This window comes from Variovorax sp. PAMC26660, from assembly GCF_014302995.1.
Classification (GTDB): Bacteria; Pseudomonadota; Gammaproteobacteria; order Burkholderiales; family Burkholderiaceae_C; genus Variovorax.
The window spans coordinates 4,183,330-4,199,514 of record NZ_CP060295.1 but is presented as its reverse complement, the minus strand read 5'-3'; the positions used below and the strand labels follow the sequence as shown (position 1 = coordinate 4,199,514).

The window sequence follows — 16,185 nt, the reverse complement described above, 5'->3', positions numbered from 1 at the left end:
ATAGTCGCCTGCTGCAGGCGGGGCGCGTCGGCCTCCGATGCCAGCGGCCGCGATCTCTCACCTGATGAACAATCCTGCAGGCCGAAAGCCCGCGCCCGTCCCTATGCCGCCGGCGCCGCCGGCCGCAGCAACCAGCGCACTTCCTGCGTCTGCTCACTGTCCGGATAACGCGACTCCAACGTCGTCAGGATCGGCTGCGCCATGTCGGCGCGGCCCAGCCCCTGCACCAGCGCGCGGGCGGCCAACTCATAGGCCTGCGGAATCGCCTCGTTCCCGCGAAAGCGCCGGTCGAAGCCCGACAGCAGCGCCAGCGTGGCGTGCGCGTCGCCGTTGCGCCATTCGGCACGCGCCATCGCGATCACCATCGCCGGGTCGTCGAGCGAAAAAGTCTTGTCGCGCTCACGGCAGAGCTTGAAGACCTTGAGCGCCTCGGACCCCAGGTCGCGCCGCATCAGCAGCGCAATGAAGCGCCGCGCTTGGTCGAGCATCGTGGCCTGCTTGTCGGGCAGCATCGTCAGCACGCGGTGGTAGCGGCGCTGCGCCGACAGGTCGTCCGACGCAGCCGTGCGCTGCGCCTCGTACGCAGTGCCGAGCGCGGCGGCCAGGTCGCCGTCGGTGATCAGTTGCGCCACTTCGGCATCGGTGCGCTGCGCGGCGATCTGCTCGGGCGTGCGGCGGTCCACCGGGGCGCCGTCGCCCAGTTCGCTGCCGGGCACGGCGTCGATGCCGAAGGCAGCGTGGTGCTGGAACATCACGTAGCCCAGCAGGCTCGCCATGACCCAGCCGAAGTAGATGAACGCGAAATTGACAATCGGCAGGATGATGCGGCCGTCGAACACCGGCACCACCATCGAAATGGCGATCTGCGCGCCCGTGCTCAGCAGGAACAGGAAGAAGCACAGCAGCGCATAGGGCCAGCCGATGATGCGCATTGCGTCCATCACATGGCCGGGGTTCATCGCCTGGAAGAAGCTGCCGGACTGCACCAGCACGATGACCGCCGCCGGAAAGGTGAAGGACATGACGAACAACCCGACCGTGCCCAGCATCGGCGCGTACCAGGCCAGCCAGCCGATCAGGAAGGCCTGCACCACCGAGATGGCGAACAGCTTCCAGGGCAGGTAGGTCCAGTCGTCGCTGGACTCACGGCCGAAGTCGGCCGAGTCGCGCATGCCGCGCGCACCGAGCGCGATGATCTTGAAGCCGTAGCGGCTGGCGGCCAGCATGATGCCGATCTCGATGAGCACGAAGGCCAAGGCGTCGGGCAAGAAGAAAACGGCCTCGAACAGCAGGCTGCAGAACGACAGCACCAGGCCGTAAGCCAGCGGCCGCATCTGGAACGGAAAGGCGAAGAAGCTGTTGAGCCGGTGCCAGAACGGCGGCGGAGGCGGCAGCGAATCCCTGTCGACGATCATGGCGATGGCCTGCTTTCTATCTTGCTGCTGCTTCTATTGACTTGCGAACGAACTCGCCCTGGCTCATGACGACGCGGCTGCCGAGGCGCACCTGGCCCCGTTCGCGCTCCAGGCGCCGGATGAAGACAGTGAGGATGCTGCCGACCTGGTCGTTGACCATGCGAATCTTCTCGAAGGTCTTGCGGGTTGCTTCGCAAGCTTCGTCACGGTTCTGCGTGGTTTTTGACCGTCTTGCTTTGCTTCATTCTTCCCCCCGCGCGCACGCGGCCCCGCTCGATTTTGCGGGGCAGTATACGTTAACAAATGTATCCAATCGACGGCCAACCGGGGGCCACTTCAAGCCCCGCCGACGGTGCCTGAACACAGCTCCCCGCCAGCTTTGCCGGCCTGAATCCGACCAGCCGCGCGGGCCGTATATCAGGCATGCGCAACCATGGCCCACAATCCGCGAATGACAGCACCCAGCCCGGACGCCGAATTGATGGCCTTGATCGATCGCATCGGCCATCGCGACGAAGCCGCCCTGCGGCAGCTCTACGACCGCACCTCGCCCAAGCTGATGGGCTTGGCCATGCGCGTCGTGCGGCAGCGCGAATGGGCGGAGGACGTTCTGCAGGAAGCCTTCCTGACCGTCTGGCGAGTCGCCGGCGACTACCGGTCCTCGCTCAGTCCGCCGCTGGCGTGGCTGGGGCTGATCGTTCGCAGCCGCGCGCTCGACCTGCTGCGACGGCGCACCGCCGACCGCGCCCAGCTCACCCAGGAATTCGACGAGCTGATGGCCGACACCCTCGAGTCGAATGCGCCCAACCCGGCGGATACCGCCGATGCCAGCGAGCAGGCCTGGGCGTTGCACCAGTGCCTGGGCCAGTTGGAAGGCCGCCAGCGCGAGGTGGTCAGCCTGGCCTACCTGCGCGAGATGAGCCACGGCGAGCTGGCCGAACAACTCAAGCTGCCGCTCGGCACGGTCAAGACCTGGATCCGGCGCGGACTGGAAAAACTGCGCGTCTGCATGGGACGCTTTGCATGAAGGCGATGACGAAGAAGGCGGCCCTATGAATCTCATCGCACACCCCGAACTGCTCGAGCTGCTGGCTGCGAGCCACGCCCTGGGCACCCTGCGCGGCGGCGCCCGCCGCCGCTTCGAAGCCATGGCCCGCGAACAGGCGCCGGTGCGCGCCGCGGCGCTGGTCTGGCAAGGCCGGCTCGCGAGCATGACCGAGCTGCAGAGCCCCATCGTTCCCGATGCGGCCGTGTGGACCCGCATCCGCAACATCATCGACGCCGAGAAGACGCAGCACGCCATGGAGCGGCAGCGCGATGCGGCCAACGCCGCCGCCAAGCCGCAGCCGGGCGGCTGGCTGCGCAGCCTCGCGCTCTGGCGCGGCGCCACGGCGGCCGGCGCGCTGGCCACCGTGCTGGCCGTGGTGGTCGGGCTCAACCTGCGCGACCAGTTGAACAACGCCCCGGCGGTGCAGTACGTGGCCGTGCTGTCCGACGATCAATCGGCCGCCTCGATGCTCGTGACTTTCGACCCGAAGAAAAAGCAACTGGTGCTGCAACGCGTGGGCAACTACGCCGAAGCTGGCGACAAGTCGCTGCAACTGTGGGCTTTGCCGCCCGGCGGTGCACCGCGTTCGCTCGGCGTACTCGACAATGCGCCGGGCCTGCGGCTGGCTGCATCGGAATCCGATGTGCACGCCGTACCGACCTTGGCCGTTACCTTGGAAGCCAAGGGCGGCGTCCCGCCAGGCAGCGGACCCAAGGGCCCCGTGGTCTTCAAGGGCGCCCTGATCGAAAAAACCATCTGACCTGTTGCCTGCCTTCCCCATGTCTTCGATGAAAACCGCGCTGGCCGCGGTCGCGCTGCTGACGGCGGCGCTCGCCACGCACGCCCAGCCTGCCTTCTTCCCCCAGGAATCCGAGACGGCCGCCGCCGAGGCCGCGTCCGCGCGCGACTATCTGGCCGCCAAGGAACGCTGGCACAACGAGCTCGCGGCATTTGCGCGCGCCGACCAGGAGCGCTTTCCCGGGCCCGGCGGCGTGGTGTTCGTCGGCAGCTCCACGGTGCGCATGTGGACCCGCATGCAGCAGGACTTCGCCCGGGTGCCCGGCGGCATCGTCAATCGCGGCTTCGGCGGCTCGACACTGTTCGACTGCAGCCTGTTCGCGCGCGACCTCGTGGTGCGCTACAAGCCCCGCCAGGTGATGGTCTATGCCGGCGACAACGACCTGGCCGAAGGCCGCACACCGCTGCAGGTGCTCGACAGCTTCGCGCGCTTCGCCAACGCGGTGCGCGCCGAATTGCCCAATGCGCGCATCAGCTTCATCTCGGTCAAGCCCAGCCCGTCGCGCGAGCAGCTCATGCCGCAGATCCGCGAGACCAACCATGTGATCTCGGCCTACCTCAACCTGTTGCCCAACAGCGAGTACATCGACATCTACACGCCGATGATCGGCGCCGATGGCCGGCCGCGCCCGGAGCTGTTTCGCAGCGACAAGCTGCACATGACGGATGAGGGCTACCGGCTGTGGCACTCGGTGATCGCGCCGCACCTGCCGAGCATTCCGCCGGCACCGGTCGCCACCTCGCTGCCCTGATCCCGGCGGCCGCGCGGCTCAGGCCGGCGCGGGCCCCGAAGGCACATCGTCCGCCGGCGGCGGCAGATCCGCACCGCGCGTGAAGCGCGCCACGAAGTACATCCCCACGAACACCGCCAGCAGCAGCAGGCCGTCGCCCCACCAGGGCCGCGCCGTCTGGCTGTCGCCATAGAAAGTCAGCACCAGCAGCACCGCCACGAGGTGTGCGCAGAACACCGGCAGCGAGGCCGAACCCATCGCCTCCAGCCAGTGCATCCGCGGAATCCTGCGCATCAGCCAGGGCCCGAAGCGCACGGCGAGGATGCCCAGCGCCACGAGGTTGACGAGCCGCAGCGGCCCGAGCTGCCATTTGTCGAACAGCAGGTTCAGCTCCACATCGCCGCCGAACGGCGCCTGCCCGTTGATGCCGGTGTGGCGCCAGTAAAGCCCGTACAGCGCGATACCGGCCGCCAGCACCAGCAGCCACGCCGGAAAGCGCAGCGGCCGCGCGGCGGGTCCGCTGCGGGTGGCGCCGATGCACAGCCCCGCGAACCACAGGAACTGCCAGGCATAGGTGTTGAAGGCGCCCATCTCATGGAACGGCACCGGCACGCCCAGGTAGCGCACGGCCAGCCCGTAGACCCATTCGCTCAAGCCGAACTGCGCCGCCGCCCACACGCTGACGCTGACCACCATCACCAGCGTCCAGCCATGGCGCATGGCAAAGGCCAGCACCCACGGACTCAGCAGCATGAAAAAGATGTACATCGGCAGGATGTCGAGCAGCGCGGGCTCGTAGATCAGCAGCAGCCCGTACAGGAAACCGTCGCGCGGCTCGGCCAGGTAGTACGACACCAGGTTCTTCACCGCCGGCTGGTCGATGTGCAGCCCCAGCGCCGCGATCACCGTGAACAGGAACAGAAGAATGGCTGCCTGGCACAGGTAGACCTTCAGCACGCGCCGCCAGAAGGCCGTGCGCATCGAGTCCACCCCGCGCACGTAACCGATGCGGCTGTAGACCAGCCCGGCCACGAAGGCCGACAACAGCACGAAGCCTTCGGCGGCCGAAACGAAACCAAAAGGCTGACCCAGCGGATCGGTCAGGCGCGTGGGGAGATGGGTGACGGTCATCAGCACGAGCATCAGCCCGCGCAAGGCGTCTATTTCCCAGTAGCGTTTCATCGGTCGGCGGCGAGGTCTTGGTGGCGGCCTGCGCGGCGCACGCAAGACGGTACGGATTGTAAGAAGACTGGTGTAGCTCTTGCTGCGTTTGGCTTGAAGTCGCGCTGGGGCGGGTTCATTCGGGGCGGGTGCGAATGACACCAGGTGCTCCCCTGTGCGAATGTCCCCCGCTTCGCTCCTCCTTTATTTCGCTGCGGGGAGCACCTGGTGTCATTCGCACCTGGGCACGCTGCTGGTGTACCGCTGATCAACCACCGCTCTGTCCAACGCTCGCGCCGATACGGGGCTCTTTTTAGCTAAATAAAGGAGGAGCGAAGCGGGGGACATTCGCGAAAAAGAGCACCGTGTCGGCGTGAGCGTCGCCCTGAACGGCAGCAAGCACCCCGAACATCCGGCCGCCGCCTAAAACAAAGCGGCTATGCCAACGCCATATGACCCTTGGCACTGCCGAACTGCCTCGCAAATCGGCTACGCTGCGCGCTGCCTTCAGGTGGAGATATAAGTGAACCGTTTCTTTCCAACATTGCTCCTGGCCGGTGGCGTCCTCATGGCCGGCCCGGGCTTTGCCCTCCAGATCACCAGTCTGTCCCCACAAGGCGAGGTCGCGCGCGTGCGCCAGATCGTCGCCAAGTTCGACCAGGCCGCCGTCAATTTCGGCGACCCCAAGGCCCCCGCGCCGCTCTCGGTCAGTTGCACCGACGCGCAGGCCGGCAAGGGCACCGGCCGATGGACCGATGCCAAGGCCTGGGTCTACGACTTCGAGAACGACCTGCCGCCCGGCGTGCGCTGCACGGTCACCCGCATCCCCACCTTCAAGCCCGCCAGCGGCGAGCTGACCGGCCCCGAGCGCTACCAGTTCAACACGGGCGGCCCGTTCGTGCGCAACTACATGCCCGGCACCTACACCCGCATCGATGAACAGCAGATGTTCATGCTCGAGCTCAACGGCGCGGCCACGCTCGACAGCGTGCAAAAGAATGTCTGGTGCTCGGCCGACGGCGTTGGCGAGCGTATTCCGGCCAAGCTGCTCGACGGCGAACAGCGCACCGGCCTGCTCAAGGCCTTCAGCCGCGAAAAGGAAGCCGCCAAAGACCCGCTGCGCTTCATCACGATGCAGTGCAACCGCACGCTGACGCCCGGTGCCAAGGTGCAGATCGTCTACGGCAAGGGCGTGGCCACGCCGTCGGGTGTTGCCAACAACGTCGAGCGCCGCTTCGACTACCAGGTGCGCGAGCCCTTCGCTGTGTCCTTCACCTGCGAGCGCGAGAACGCGCAGGCCGCCTGCCTGCCGCTGCGCCCGATGCAGCTCGCCTTCAACGCGCCGGTCACGCGCAAGCTGGCCTCGCAGATCCAGCTCAAGGGCGACAAGACGATCAAGGCCAAGCTCGACAACGACGGCGGCACCCAAAGCGACGATGACGTGGTCAACGGCGTGAGCTTCGAGCCGCCGCTGTCCGAGAGCACGCAGTACAGCATCGAGCTGCCCTCGAAGTTCGAGGACGCCTCGGGCCGCCCGCTGGCATCGCCCGGCAACTTCCCGATGAAGGTCGCGACAGGTTCCATGCCGCCGCTGGCCAAGTTCGCCGCCTCGCCCTTCGGCGTGGTCGAGCGCCTGGCCGAGCCCGACACCCCGGCCATGATGCCGGTCACCGTGCGCCGCGTAGAGCCGCAACTGATGGTGAATGCGCTCACGCCCGGCAAGGTCAGCGACATGAACCCGAAGACCGACGCGGACATCATCGCGTGGTTCCGCAAGGTGCGCCGCTACGACAGCTATAGCGTCACGCGCGAACAGGCGCGCAAGGACATCAAGGGCCCGCTGCCCCCGGTCATCGACAAGGACGACCGCACGTCGCTGCAAACGCGCATGCTGTCATTGCTGGCAGGACAGCCGGGCGTGAAAGCGCTCGACATGCCCAAGTCCGACGCCGGCGACCCGCGCCCCTTCGAAGTCATCGGCATCCCGCTCACGCCGGGCTTCCACGTGCTCGAAATCGCCTCGCAGAAGCTCGGTGAAGCGCTGCTCGACGAACGCTACAACGCCGGCCGCACGATGTACGTGCGCACCACCGCGCTGGCCACCAACCTGGCCGTGCACTTCAAGCTGGGCCGCGAGAACTCGATGGCCTGGGTCACCACGCTCGACAAGGGCAAGGTGGTGGCGGGCGCCGACGTGCGCGTGTCCAGCTGCGACGGCAAGGCCGTGGCCACCGGCACCACCGACGCGAACGGCATCGTCATGCTCAACGGCATCTCGCCGCAGGCGCCGTCATGCAACGGCCCTAATGAATACGACAACGGCGCATGGTTCGTGAGCGCCCGCGCCAAGGACGACAAGGGCATCGAAGACCTGGCCTTCACCTGGAGCGACTGGCAGCGTGGCATCGAGCCCTGGCGCTTCAACGTGCCGACCAACCTGCAGCCCGAGCCCGACCGCATCGCCCACACCATCTTCGACCGCACGCTGCTGCGCGCCGGCGAAACGGTGTCGATGAAGAGCCTGATCCGCACGCAGACCAGCAAGGGCTTCGGCCTGCCGGAAAGCCGGCCCGACACCCTGGTCATCACCCACACGGGCAGCGGCCAGCGCTTCACGCAGCCGCTGAACTGGCGCAAGACCGCCACCGGCGGCCTGAGCGCTGAGAACACCTTCCCCATTCCACCGGCCGCCAAGCTCGGCGTGTACGAAGTGGTGCTGCGCACCGGTGGCAAGGACACCAACGGCGACGGTGAAAGCGACGACAACGAAGGTGGCGGCAGCCGCAGCTTCAGCACCGGCATGTTCCGCGTCGAGGAATTCCGCCTGCCCGTGCTCGAAGGCCGCATCACGCCCACCGACAAGAAGCCGCTGGTGGCAACCACCACGGTGCCCACCGACGTGCAGATCAACTACGTGGCCGGCGGTGGCGCCGCCAACCTGCCGGTGCGCGTGTCGGCCATGGTGCGCGGCAAGAGCCTGAGCTTTCCCGACTACGACGCCTTCAGCTTCAACCCGCCGCGCGCGGAACAGGCCGACGGCACGCAGTCCGCCTCCGCCGACACAGGTTCGGGCGAGGAAGACATCAACAGCACCAGCGACACCCGCGTGATCGCCGACAAGCTGCCCGTGACGCTCAACAAGGACGGCGCCGGCAAGGTCTCGATCGACAAGGTGCCCAAGGTCAAGGCACCGCGCGAGCTGCTGCTCGAAGCCACCTACGCCGACCCGAACGGCGAAGTGCAGACCATCCGCAGCACGCAGACGCTGTGGCCGGCCGCCGTCATCGCCGGCATCAAGACCGAAGGCTGGGTCTCCACCGCCCAGAAGCTGAAGTTCCAGGCGCTTGCGCTCGACCTCACGGGCAAGCCCCAGGCCGGCGTGACGCTCAACGTGCGTGCCGTGGCGCGCATCACCACCACCAGCCGCAAGCGCATGGTGGGCGGCTTCTACACCTACGACAACAAGACCGAGACCAAGGACATCGGCACCGTCTGCAGCGGCAAGAGCGATTCGCGCGGCCTGCTGCTGTGCGAGTCGGAGCTGAAGGAAGCCGGCGAAGTCGAACTCGTGGCCAGCGCCACCGACAGCGACGGCCGCGACAGCAAGGCCGTCAGCTCGGTCTACGTCACCAAGCAGGGCGAACTCTGGTTCGGCGGCGAAGACAACGACCGCATCGACGTGTTGCCTGAAAAGAAGAGCTACCAGCCCGGCGAGATCGCCAAGTTCCAGGTGCGCAGCCCGTTCCGCTTTGCCACCGCGCTGGTCGCGGTGGAACGCGAAGGCATCATCGAGACGCACGTGGTGCAGCTCGACGGCAAGGACCCGACCGTCTCGCTCGAGGTCAAGCCCGAATGGGGCCCCAACGCCTACGTCAGCGTGCTCGCCCTGCGCGGCCGCCTGCGCGAAGTGCCGTGGTACAGCTTCTTCACCTGGGGCTTCAAGGCACCGCGCGAGTGGTGGACCGCCTTCTGGTACGAAGGCAAGGAATACGTCGCGCCCACAGCGATGGTCGACCTGAGCAAGCCCGCCTACCGCCTGGGCATGGCCGAGATCCGTGTCGGCACGCGCGCCCACCAGCTCGACGTGACCGTCACCAGCGACAAGCCCAGCTACCCGATCCGCAGCAAGGCGCAGATCACCATCTCCGCCAAGCTGCCCGACGGCAAGCCCGCAGCAGGTGCCGAAGTGGCACTGGCTGCAGTCGACCAGGCCCTGCTGGAGCTGATGCCCAACGACAGCTGGGGCCTGCTCAACGCGATGCTGCAGCGACGCAGCTGGGGCGTGAGCACCTCCACCGCGCAAATGGAAATCGTCGGCCGGCGCCACTACGGGCGCAAGGCCGTGCCCGCGGGCGGCGGCGGCGGCAAGGGCCAGACGCGCGAACTGCTCGACACCCTGCTCGTATGGAACCCGAAGATCGTGCTCGACGCCAACGGCCAGGCCGTGGTGACGGTGCCGCTCAACGATGCGCTCACCACCTTCAAGATCGTGGCCGTGGCTGACTCGGGCACCAGCCTGTTCGGCACCGGGCAAATGAGCATCCAGGCCACGCAGGACCTGCAGATCATCAGCGGCTTGCCGCCGCTGGTGCGCGAGGACGACCAGTTCCGCGCCCAGATCACGCTGCGCAACACCACGCAAAAGCCGATGAAGGTCGAGGCCACGCCGCGCGCCACCCTGCTCACACTGGAGCCGCAGACCGTGGACATCCCGGCCGGCGAAGCGCGTGAAGTCGCATGGACCGTGACCGCGCCCGCGCAACTCGCACAGACGCGTGCCGAAGCCATCCTGTGGGAGATCGAGGCCAAGGACACCATCGGCGGTGCCCGCGATGCGCTCAAGGTGCGCCAGCGCATCGTGCCTTCGGTGCCGCTCACGGTGCAGCAAGCCACGCTGGTGCAGCTCGACGGGCCGTTCACGCTCGACGTGGCGCCGCCCGCCGATGCCCTGCCCGGCCGTGGTGGCCTGAAGCTGTCGCTGCAACCCAAGCTGGCCGAAGGCCTGCCGGGCGTGCGCGACTGGTTCGCCAACTACCCCTTCATCTGCCTCGAACAGAAGACCAGCAAATCGGTCGGCCTGCGCGACGCGAAGATGTGGCAGGGCGTGCTGGCAACGTTGCCCACCTACCTGGACAGCGACGGCCTGGCCAACTACTTCCCGCCGCGTGACGGTGAAGCGAATCGCGGCAGCGACATCCTGACCTCGTACCTGCTCGCGGCGACGAACGAGGCCGCACAGCTCAACCCGGCCTTCGCGCTGGCGGACGACGTGCGCGCGCCGATGGAGTCGGGCCTGATCGCCTTTGTCGAAGGCCGCATCACGCGCGAGTTCTGGAGCCCGCGCAAGGACCTGGACGTGCGCAAGCTCGCCGCGCTCGAAGCGCTCTCGCGCTACGGCAAGGCCAAGGGCAGCATGCTCGGCAGCATCACCATCGCGCCGAACCAGTGGCCCACCAGCGCGGTGATCGACTGGCTCAACATCCTCAAGCGCGTGCAGGACGTGCCGCAGCGCCAGCAGCGCCTGGACGAAGCCAACAACGTGCTGAAGGCGCGCCTGTCTTATCAAGGCACCAAGCTGATCTTCAGCACCGAGCAGGACGACTACTGGTGGTGGCTGATGACCAACGGCGACGTGAACACCGCGCGCCTGCTGCTCAGCGTGATGGACGACCCGGCCTGGAAGGACGACATCGGCAAGCTCGCCAACGGCTTCATCGGCCGCCAGCAGAACGGCGCATGGCACACCACCACCGCCAACCTGTGGGGAGGCCTCGCGCTGGAGAAGTTCTCGAAGGTGTTTGAAAGCACCCCGGTGTCCGGCGTCACCGCCGCCACGCTGGGTGCCGTCAAGGCGCAGGTCGACTGGAGCAAGGTCGAGCGCGTCAAGACCACCGACGCCGCCGGCGCACCGAACCAGACCACCTTCTTCGGCGCACCCGCCTCGCCGGGCAACCTGAAGAACAACAGCATGTTCCTGCCCTGGGCCGCATCGCCTTCCGGCGCACCGGTGCGCGACACCCTTCTCGTCACGCAGCAAGGCACCGGCAAGCCGTGGCTCACGCTGCAGTCGATTGCCGCCGTGCAACTGAAGGCACCGTTCGCCGCCGGCTATGCGATCAAGAAGACCGTCACGCCGGTCGAGCAGGCCACCGCGGGCAAGTACACCCGCGGCGACGTGCTGCGCATCACGCTCGAAGTGAACGCCAGTGCCGACATGACCTGGGTCGTCATCAGCGACCCGATTCCGGGCGGCGCCACCATCCTGGGCGGCGGCCTGGGCCGCGACTCGCAGATCGCCACGCAGGGCGAGAAGAAGTCCGGCTCCGGCTGGGCGGCTTTTGAAGAACGCAGCTTCGAGGCCTTCCGCAGCTACTACGAGTACATGCCCAAGGGCGTGGTGAAGATGGAATACACCGTGCGCCTGAACAACGTCGGCGACTTCGCGCTGCCGCCGAGCCGCGTCGAGGCGATGTACGCGCCCGAGATGTTCGGCGAGTCGCCGAATGCACGGGTGAAGGTAGAGGCGGCGAAGTAGGCCGCATCGCATCGCAACGGACCGACCGACTGATTGACGAAGAAAAGGGAGACACACCATGGGCCTCGCCATCAGCGTCGGCACGCTGGCCTACTTGCTGGAGAACGACACCGAAGGCGCCGGGTGGCGCCAGGAGGAGCTGGCGGTGGCGAACAAGCTGCTGGCGTCGGCGGGCCTGCCGCCGCATGCCGAGCCCCGCGAGCTGCCGCCGCTGCACTCGCGTGCGTCGTTGCGCAGCTTTCCGTACTCGTTCATCCACTACCTGCGCCTGGCATACGCATACCGCGCGCAGTCGCCCGACTGGGTGGCAACGCCGCTGGCAGACGATGTCGATCCCACGGACGACCCGGTGGTCGAAGACGCGCTCTTTGAATCGGAAAGCCACCTGATCCGCCACTCGGACGCGGAAGGCTTCTATGTGCCGGTCGATTTCGAAGAGGTCCTGTACTCCAGCCCGGACGACGAAGAAGAAGTGACCGGCGGCATGCTCGGCTCGTCCTACCGCCTGCGCGATGAGCTGGTGCTGGTGGCGCCCGCGCTCGGCATCGCCCTTGTCGACGGCCAGCTGTCGGACAAGGAAGCCGAACGAATCAATGGCCTGATCGATCTCGACGAAGGCCTTCATCGGGAATACGCGGCGTGGCTGCTGCTCTACGAATCGGCACGGCTGAGCATTGCGCACAGGACGGCCATCGTTTTTTCCTGAGCGATGGCACCGATGCGCACGCTCGCCGTTGCTGGCTTGCTGTCTTTCCTTCAATTCGGAGCACAAGCACAACCGGTTCTTGTTGGGCAATGGAAGTCCGATGCCGTTCGCACGATCCAATTCAACAAGGAGCGTGCACGCCTCGACGACAAGAAGTTGGAATTTCTCTCTCAATTGATGGGGAAGATGACGGTCACGTTCACAGAAGACTTGGTCGCCTACGACATGCCCGACGGGAACATGCGCTTCGGTGGTGGTCAGACGCACTGGTTTCAGGGCTTCAAGGAGACTCATCCCTACAGCCAGATCGGACACACGCGCAACACTGTTGCTGTGCGCTCCACAACACCCGTCTCCGGCAACGACTCGATCACCGTCTACAACTTTGAAGATGCAAACACCATGTGGGTGTATCTGGGCGGCGCAGACAACGGATTTCCTGAAGAGCATCTTCGTGAGTACTTCATTCGCATGCGCTGAATCCGCCTCTTCTACCGATGCCCCGCCACCTCGCCACTGTCACCCTCCTCGTCCACGACTACGACGAAGCCATCCGCTTCTTCACCGAAGCGCTTCGCTTCGAGCTGGTCGAAGACACGCCGCGCGGGCCGGGCAAGCGCTGGGTGGTGGTCGCGCCCGGCAGGAATGGCGGCGCCACGCTGCTGCTGGCCAAGGCCGTGACCAACGAGCAGGCCGCCAGCATCGGCAAGCAGGCGGGCGGGCGCGTCTTCCTGTTCCTGCACACCACGGACTTCCAGTCCGACCACGAACACATGACATCCCACGGCGTGCGTTTTCTCGAAGCGCCGCGCCACGAGCCGCATGGCACGGTCGCCGTCTTCCTGGACCTTTGCGGCAACCGGTGGGACCTTCTGCAACCGAACGACACATGAGCAGCATGCATCGACGGCGACTGGCGCCCGCACCATGACGATTCACGACCGCATTCACTTCACCGGCAACCCCTGGCCCGAAGGCCATGCCATCGAGCAGTTCCGCTGGACGGCCTCCGTCAAGAACAACCAGGTGTGGTTCGACCTGCACCTGCGCAGCGAAGACTACGACGCACAGCGCGAGATCGACGAGCCCGAAGACGAAGAGATCGACTCCCCCTCCGACTGGGAGGCGCCCATCGTCTGGAACAACTACCACCGCTGCACGCTGTCGTCGACGAACTGGGGCTCGGGCGGAGGCTTCGCGGTGTGCTCCCTGTCCGACTTCAGCCTCGCGCGGATCGACGGCCTCGAAGCCAGCGTGGACGAGCCACCACCCGAGGACATGGAAGACAACGTTTTCCACATCTATCTTCTCGGCCACGACGCAGCAGCCCACCACCGCATCCGCTTCGACCGCATCGCAGGCACCGACCGCTTCAACATCGCCTGGACCGGCAAGATCGCGCTGGCCTATGCCGGCGACCATGAATACAAGTACGACTTCGCCGCGCATCTGTACGACGTGGAAGCGCCGCGAATTTCCGCGTGAGCCTTGTCACGGCCTTCCAAAGCCATCGGGAGATCATTCATGAAGCGCCTCATCGAAATCCGCACCTACAGGCTCAAGCCCGGCACCCTGCCCGCCTTCCACGAGGCAGTGCACACGCAGGCCGTGCCGATGCTGCGCATCAAGGGGATGGACGTGGTCGCCTACGGCCGCTGCGATCATGAGGAAGAGACCTACCACCTCGTGCGCGCCTACGAAAGCCGCGAGGCGCTGCAGGCTGAGCAAGCCGCGTTCTACGGCTCGGCCGAATGGCGCGAGGGCCCGCGCAGCGCGCTGGTCGACCGCATCGAGACTTACCTGAACACGCTGCTGTGGGTCTCGCAGGAAGCCGTCGACAGCATGCGATCGCTCAACACACCATCGGACGCGCCAAACAGGCGCTGACAGCCGCATCGGCCTACACTCGCCGTCCGGCCCATCCCCCACTTTCTTCTTCAGGAGAAAACGCATGAACACAACGGAAATCGCCAGCAAACTCGTGGCGCTGTGCAAGCAAGGGAAATTTCAGGATGCCAAGGTGCTCTACGCACCCGAGGCAGTGAGCGTCGAAGCCAGCGCCCCGCCCGGCGGACAGCGCGAATCCGTGGGCCTGGCGGCCATCCAGGCCAAGGGCGAATGGTGGGTCGCCAACCATGAAGTTCACTCGATGCAGGTCGCCGGCCCGTGGCCGAACGACGACCAGTTCATCGTCGGCTTTCGCTTCGACGTGACGATGAAGCCCACCGGCCAGCGCTTCATGATGGAAGAGATGGGCCTCTACACGGTCAAGGACGGCAAGATCGTGCGGGAAGAGTTCTTCTATTCGGGCGGTGCCTGAGCCTCGCATGCAAGGCATGCCGCAGGGCAGCGGCAGCGAACCGAACTGCCTGCGCTGCCCCTCGACGGCGCTGCGCCAGCTTCCCGGCGAACCCCCGCAAACGATCGCCTTCCTGCAATGCCCGGCCTGCCTGCGTCACTACGCGCAAAAGGTCGGTGGCCCGCTGACGTACCGATGGGGTCACCCGATCAGCCTGGCGCTCTACGGCGTCCTGTTCACGACGGAACCGCTCGCGGAGGCGCAACGCATCGCCGATGTGCTGCGGCAAGACCGCACGCCTGAAGAGCTGGCCCTGTTCGTCGAAGAAATCGAACTGGAACTCACGCATCCGACACAGCAGGTCAGGGACATCCTCGACAACAGGAGTCCGGAAGCGGCCTGCCGGGAATTTCTTGCGGCAGTCGCCCGCGACCTCGCGTCGCCGGTGGACGCGACGCATCCCCCTCGCACCTGACGCGCCCTCGCCGTTACGGGCGTTACGGCCGTGACGAAGCGGCTGGCCGCGCGGCTTGTTGCTGCCTGCCGCGCACCGGATCATTCCCGGCGCCCACACCTCGGGCACCGCAAAACTCCAAGGAGATCGAATGATCCACACCCAACAACACCGCCGCAGCTTCCTCGCACACAGCGGCGGCGGCCTGCTGGCGGCCCTGCTCGCCAGCCACGGCCGCTTTGCCGATGCAGCCACGCCCCTCGCCCATGTCGAAGAACGCTCTGACCTCGCCAAGTATTTCAAGCAGGCTGGCACGCCGGGAACCTGGGCGGTGCTCGACAGCACCACCTCGAAGCTCACGGTGGTCGACCGCCAACGCGCCGAGCGCCGCTACAGCCCCGCATCGACCTACAAGATTCCCAACAGCCTGATCGCGCTAGAGACCGGCGCGGTGAAGGACATCGACGAAATCTTTCCCTACGACGGCAAGCCGCTGCCCCGCAAGGAATGGGAGCGGGACATGAACCTGCGCGAGGCGATCCGCGTCTCCAACTTTCCGCTCTACCGCGAGGTGGCGCGCCGCATCGGCCTGGCGCGCATGAACGAATGGATCGCGAAGCTGCACTACGGCAACGAGACGCTGGGCACGCAGGTCGACCGCTTCTGGGTGAACAACACGCTGCAGATATCGGCCGTGGAACAGGTGCGCTTTCTGATGCGGCTCGCGCAGCGCACGCTGCCGATGTCCGCGCGCAGCCAGGACATGGTGCACGAGATCACACTGATCGAGCAGACGCCCGCCTACGCCCTGCATGCGAAGACCGGCTGGTACGAAACACCGAGCCTGTCGATCGGCTGGTGGGTCGGCTGGGTTGCACTGGCGGACGGCAGCGTGAAGAGCTTCGCGCTGAACATCGACATGCACGGCGAGGCCGATCTCGCCAAGCGCATTCCGCTGGGCCGTGCGCTGCTCGCGCAGATGGGCATTCTTCCGGCCCAGGGCGCCACACCCTGAGGCGGGCGCATTGCGGGCAAAAT

At 66.3% G+C, this 16,185-nt stretch carries 15 protein-coding genes; 12 read left to right on the top strand and 3 right to left on the bottom strand.

Translation table 11 applies throughout. The annotated features are described in order from the left end of the window. Positions 1–101: 101 nt before the first annotated feature. The gene (locus H7F35_RS19745) at positions 102–1,415 is read right to left on the bottom strand and encodes a tetratricopeptide repeat protein (protein ID WP_187108292.1); all 1,314 of its coding nucleotides are present in this window, start codon (positions 1,413–1,415) and stop codon (positions 102–104) included. Between the two features lie 16 nt (positions 1,416–1,431). Continuing rightward, positions 1,432–1,575: a hypothetical protein gene (locus H7F35_RS19740; protein ID WP_187108291.1), complete on the bottom strand. Its 144-nt coding sequence runs from the start codon at positions 1,573–1,575 to the stop codon at positions 1,432–1,434. 291 nt (positions 1,576–1,866) lie between these two features. Here H7F35_RS19740 and H7F35_RS19735 point away from each other — a divergent pair, with 291 nt between their 5' ends. From H7F35_RS19735 to H7F35_RS19725, 3 genes are read left to right on the top strand one after another with little or no spacing between them, the layout of a single operon-like run. Then, the gene (locus H7F35_RS19735) at positions 1,867–2,442 is read left to right on the top strand and encodes an RNA polymerase sigma factor (protein WP_261803284.1); all 576 of its coding nucleotides are present in this window, start codon (positions 1,867–1,869) and stop codon (positions 2,440–2,442) included. Positions 2,443–2,467: 25 nt separating this feature from the next. Next, positions 2,468–3,223, top strand: a complete 756-nt coding sequence (locus H7F35_RS19730) for an anti-sigma factor domain-containing protein (protein ID WP_187108289.1) — start codon at positions 2,468–2,470, stop codon at positions 3,221–3,223. Positions 3,224–3,251: 28 nt separating this feature from the next. Continuing rightward, on the top strand, positions 3,252–4,013 hold the full coding sequence (locus H7F35_RS19725) for an SGNH/GDSL hydrolase family protein (RefSeq protein ID WP_187114343.1): 762 nt from the start codon (positions 3,252–3,254) through the stop codon (positions 4,011–4,013). Positions 4,014–4,031: 18 nt separating this feature from the next. Here the strand turns inward: H7F35_RS19725 and opgC are convergent, their stop codons facing one another. Then, complete coding sequence (gene opgC / locus H7F35_RS19720; protein ID WP_187108288.1) at positions 4,032–5,174, bottom strand: OpgC domain-containing protein; 1,143 nt, start codon at positions 5,172–5,174, stop codon at positions 4,032–4,034. A 547-nt stretch (positions 5,175–5,721) separates the two neighbouring features. Here opgC and H7F35_RS19715 point away from each other — a divergent pair. The 9 genes from H7F35_RS19715 (at position 5,722) to blaOXA (ending at position 16,162) form a co-directional block, all read left to right on the top strand. Then, complete coding sequence (locus tag H7F35_RS19715) at positions 5,722–11,688, top strand: alpha-2-macroglobulin family protein (protein ID WP_410010797.1); 5,967 nt, start codon at positions 5,722–5,724, stop codon at positions 11,686–11,688. 58 nt (positions 11,689–11,746) lie between these two features. Next, complete coding sequence (locus tag H7F35_RS19710; RefSeq protein ID WP_187108286.1) at positions 11,747–12,394, top strand: hypothetical protein; 648 nt, start codon at positions 11,747–11,749, stop codon at positions 12,392–12,394. 12 nt (positions 12,395–12,406) lie between these two features. Beyond that, positions 12,407–12,874, top strand: coding sequence for a hypothetical protein (locus H7F35_RS19705; protein WP_187108285.1), 468 nt, complete (start codon positions 12,407–12,409; stop codon positions 12,872–12,874). Positions 12,875–12,891: 17 nt separating this feature from the next. Next, complete coding sequence (locus H7F35_RS19700) at positions 12,892–13,287, top strand: VOC family protein (protein WP_187108284.1); 396 nt, start codon at positions 12,892–12,894, stop codon at positions 13,285–13,287. Between the two features lie 34 nt (positions 13,288–13,321). After that, positions 13,322–13,879 carry a hypothetical protein gene (locus tag H7F35_RS19695; protein WP_187108283.1) on the top strand — a complete coding sequence of 186 codons (558 nt, stop codon included), beginning with the start codon at positions 13,322–13,324 and terminating at the stop codon, positions 13,877–13,879. A 39-nt stretch (positions 13,880–13,918) separates the two neighbouring features. Next, complete coding sequence (locus H7F35_RS19690) at positions 13,919–14,281, top strand: NIPSNAP family protein (protein WP_187108282.1); 363 nt, start codon at positions 13,919–13,921, stop codon at positions 14,279–14,281. A gap of 64 nt (positions 14,282–14,345) precedes the next feature. Further along, on the top strand, positions 14,346–14,714 hold the full coding sequence (locus tag H7F35_RS19685; protein ID WP_187108281.1) for a nuclear transport factor 2 family protein: 369 nt from the start codon (positions 14,346–14,348) through the stop codon (positions 14,712–14,714). A gap of 16 nt (positions 14,715–14,730) precedes the next feature. Beyond that, complete coding sequence (locus H7F35_RS19680) at positions 14,731–15,168, top strand: hypothetical protein (RefSeq protein ID WP_187108280.1); 438 nt, start codon at positions 14,731–14,733, stop codon at positions 15,166–15,168. Between the two features lie 130 nt (positions 15,169–15,298). Next, positions 15,299–16,162, top strand: a complete 864-nt coding sequence (gene blaOXA, locus H7F35_RS19675; protein WP_187108279.1) for a class D beta-lactamase — start codon at positions 15,299–15,301, stop codon at positions 16,160–16,162. The last annotated feature ends 23 nt before the right edge of the window (positions 16,163–16,185 follow it).

What these genes read in the sequence shown, in the direction of transcription:
- H7F35_RS19740 (WP_187108291.1), bottom strand. Translation starts at nt 1,575, where the DNA reads ATGGTCAACGACCAGGTCGGCAGCATCCTCACTGTCTTCATCCGGCGC.
- H7F35_RS19730 (WP_187108289.1), top strand. Translation starts at nt 2,468, where the DNA reads ATGAATCTCATCGCACACCCCGAACTGCTCGAGCTGCTGGCTGCGAGC.
- H7F35_RS19725 (WP_187114343.1), top strand. Translation starts at nt 3,252, where the DNA reads ATGAAAACCGCGCTGGCCGCGGTCGCGCTGCTGACGGCGGCGCTCGCC.
- H7F35_RS19745 (WP_187108292.1), bottom strand. Translation starts at nt 1,415, where the DNA reads ATGATCGTCGACAGGGATTCGCTGCCGCCTCCGCCGCCGTTCTGGCAC.
- H7F35_RS19685 (WP_187108281.1), top strand. Translation starts at nt 14,346, where the DNA reads ATGAACACAACGGAAATCGCCAGCAAACTCGTGGCGCTGTGCAAGCAA.
- H7F35_RS19705 (WP_187108285.1), top strand. Translation starts at nt 12,407, where the DNA reads ATGCGCACGCTCGCCGTTGCTGGCTTGCTGTCTTTCCTTCAATTCGGA.
- H7F35_RS19735 (WP_261803284.1), top strand. Translation starts at nt 1,867, where the DNA reads ATGACAGCACCCAGCCCGGACGCCGAATTGATGGCCTTGATCGATCGC.
- H7F35_RS19690 (WP_187108282.1), top strand. Translation starts at nt 13,919, where the DNA reads ATGAAGCGCCTCATCGAAATCCGCACCTACAGGCTCAAGCCCGGCACC.
- H7F35_RS19680 (WP_187108280.1), top strand. Translation starts at nt 14,731, where the DNA reads ATGCCGCAGGGCAGCGGCAGCGAACCGAACTGCCTGCGCTGCCCCTCG.
- H7F35_RS19710 (WP_187108286.1), top strand. Translation starts at nt 11,747, where the DNA reads ATGGGCCTCGCCATCAGCGTCGGCACGCTGGCCTACTTGCTGGAGAAC.
- blaOXA (WP_187108279.1), top strand. Translation starts at nt 15,299, where the DNA reads ATGATCCACACCCAACAACACCGCCGCAGCTTCCTCGCACACAGCGGC.
- opgC (WP_187108288.1), bottom strand. Translation starts at nt 5,174, where the DNA reads ATGAAACGCTACTGGGAAATAGACGCCTTGCGCGGGCTGATGCTCGTG.
- H7F35_RS19715 (WP_410010797.1), top strand. Translation starts at nt 5,722, where the DNA reads ATGGCCGGCCCGGGCTTTGCCCTCCAGATCACCAGTCTGTCCCCACAA.
- H7F35_RS19695 (WP_187108283.1), top strand. Translation starts at nt 13,322, where the DNA reads ATGACGATTCACGACCGCATTCACTTCACCGGCAACCCCTGGCCCGAA.
- H7F35_RS19700 (WP_187108284.1), top strand. Translation starts at nt 12,892, where the DNA reads ATGCCCCGCCACCTCGCCACTGTCACCCTCCTCGTCCACGACTACGAC.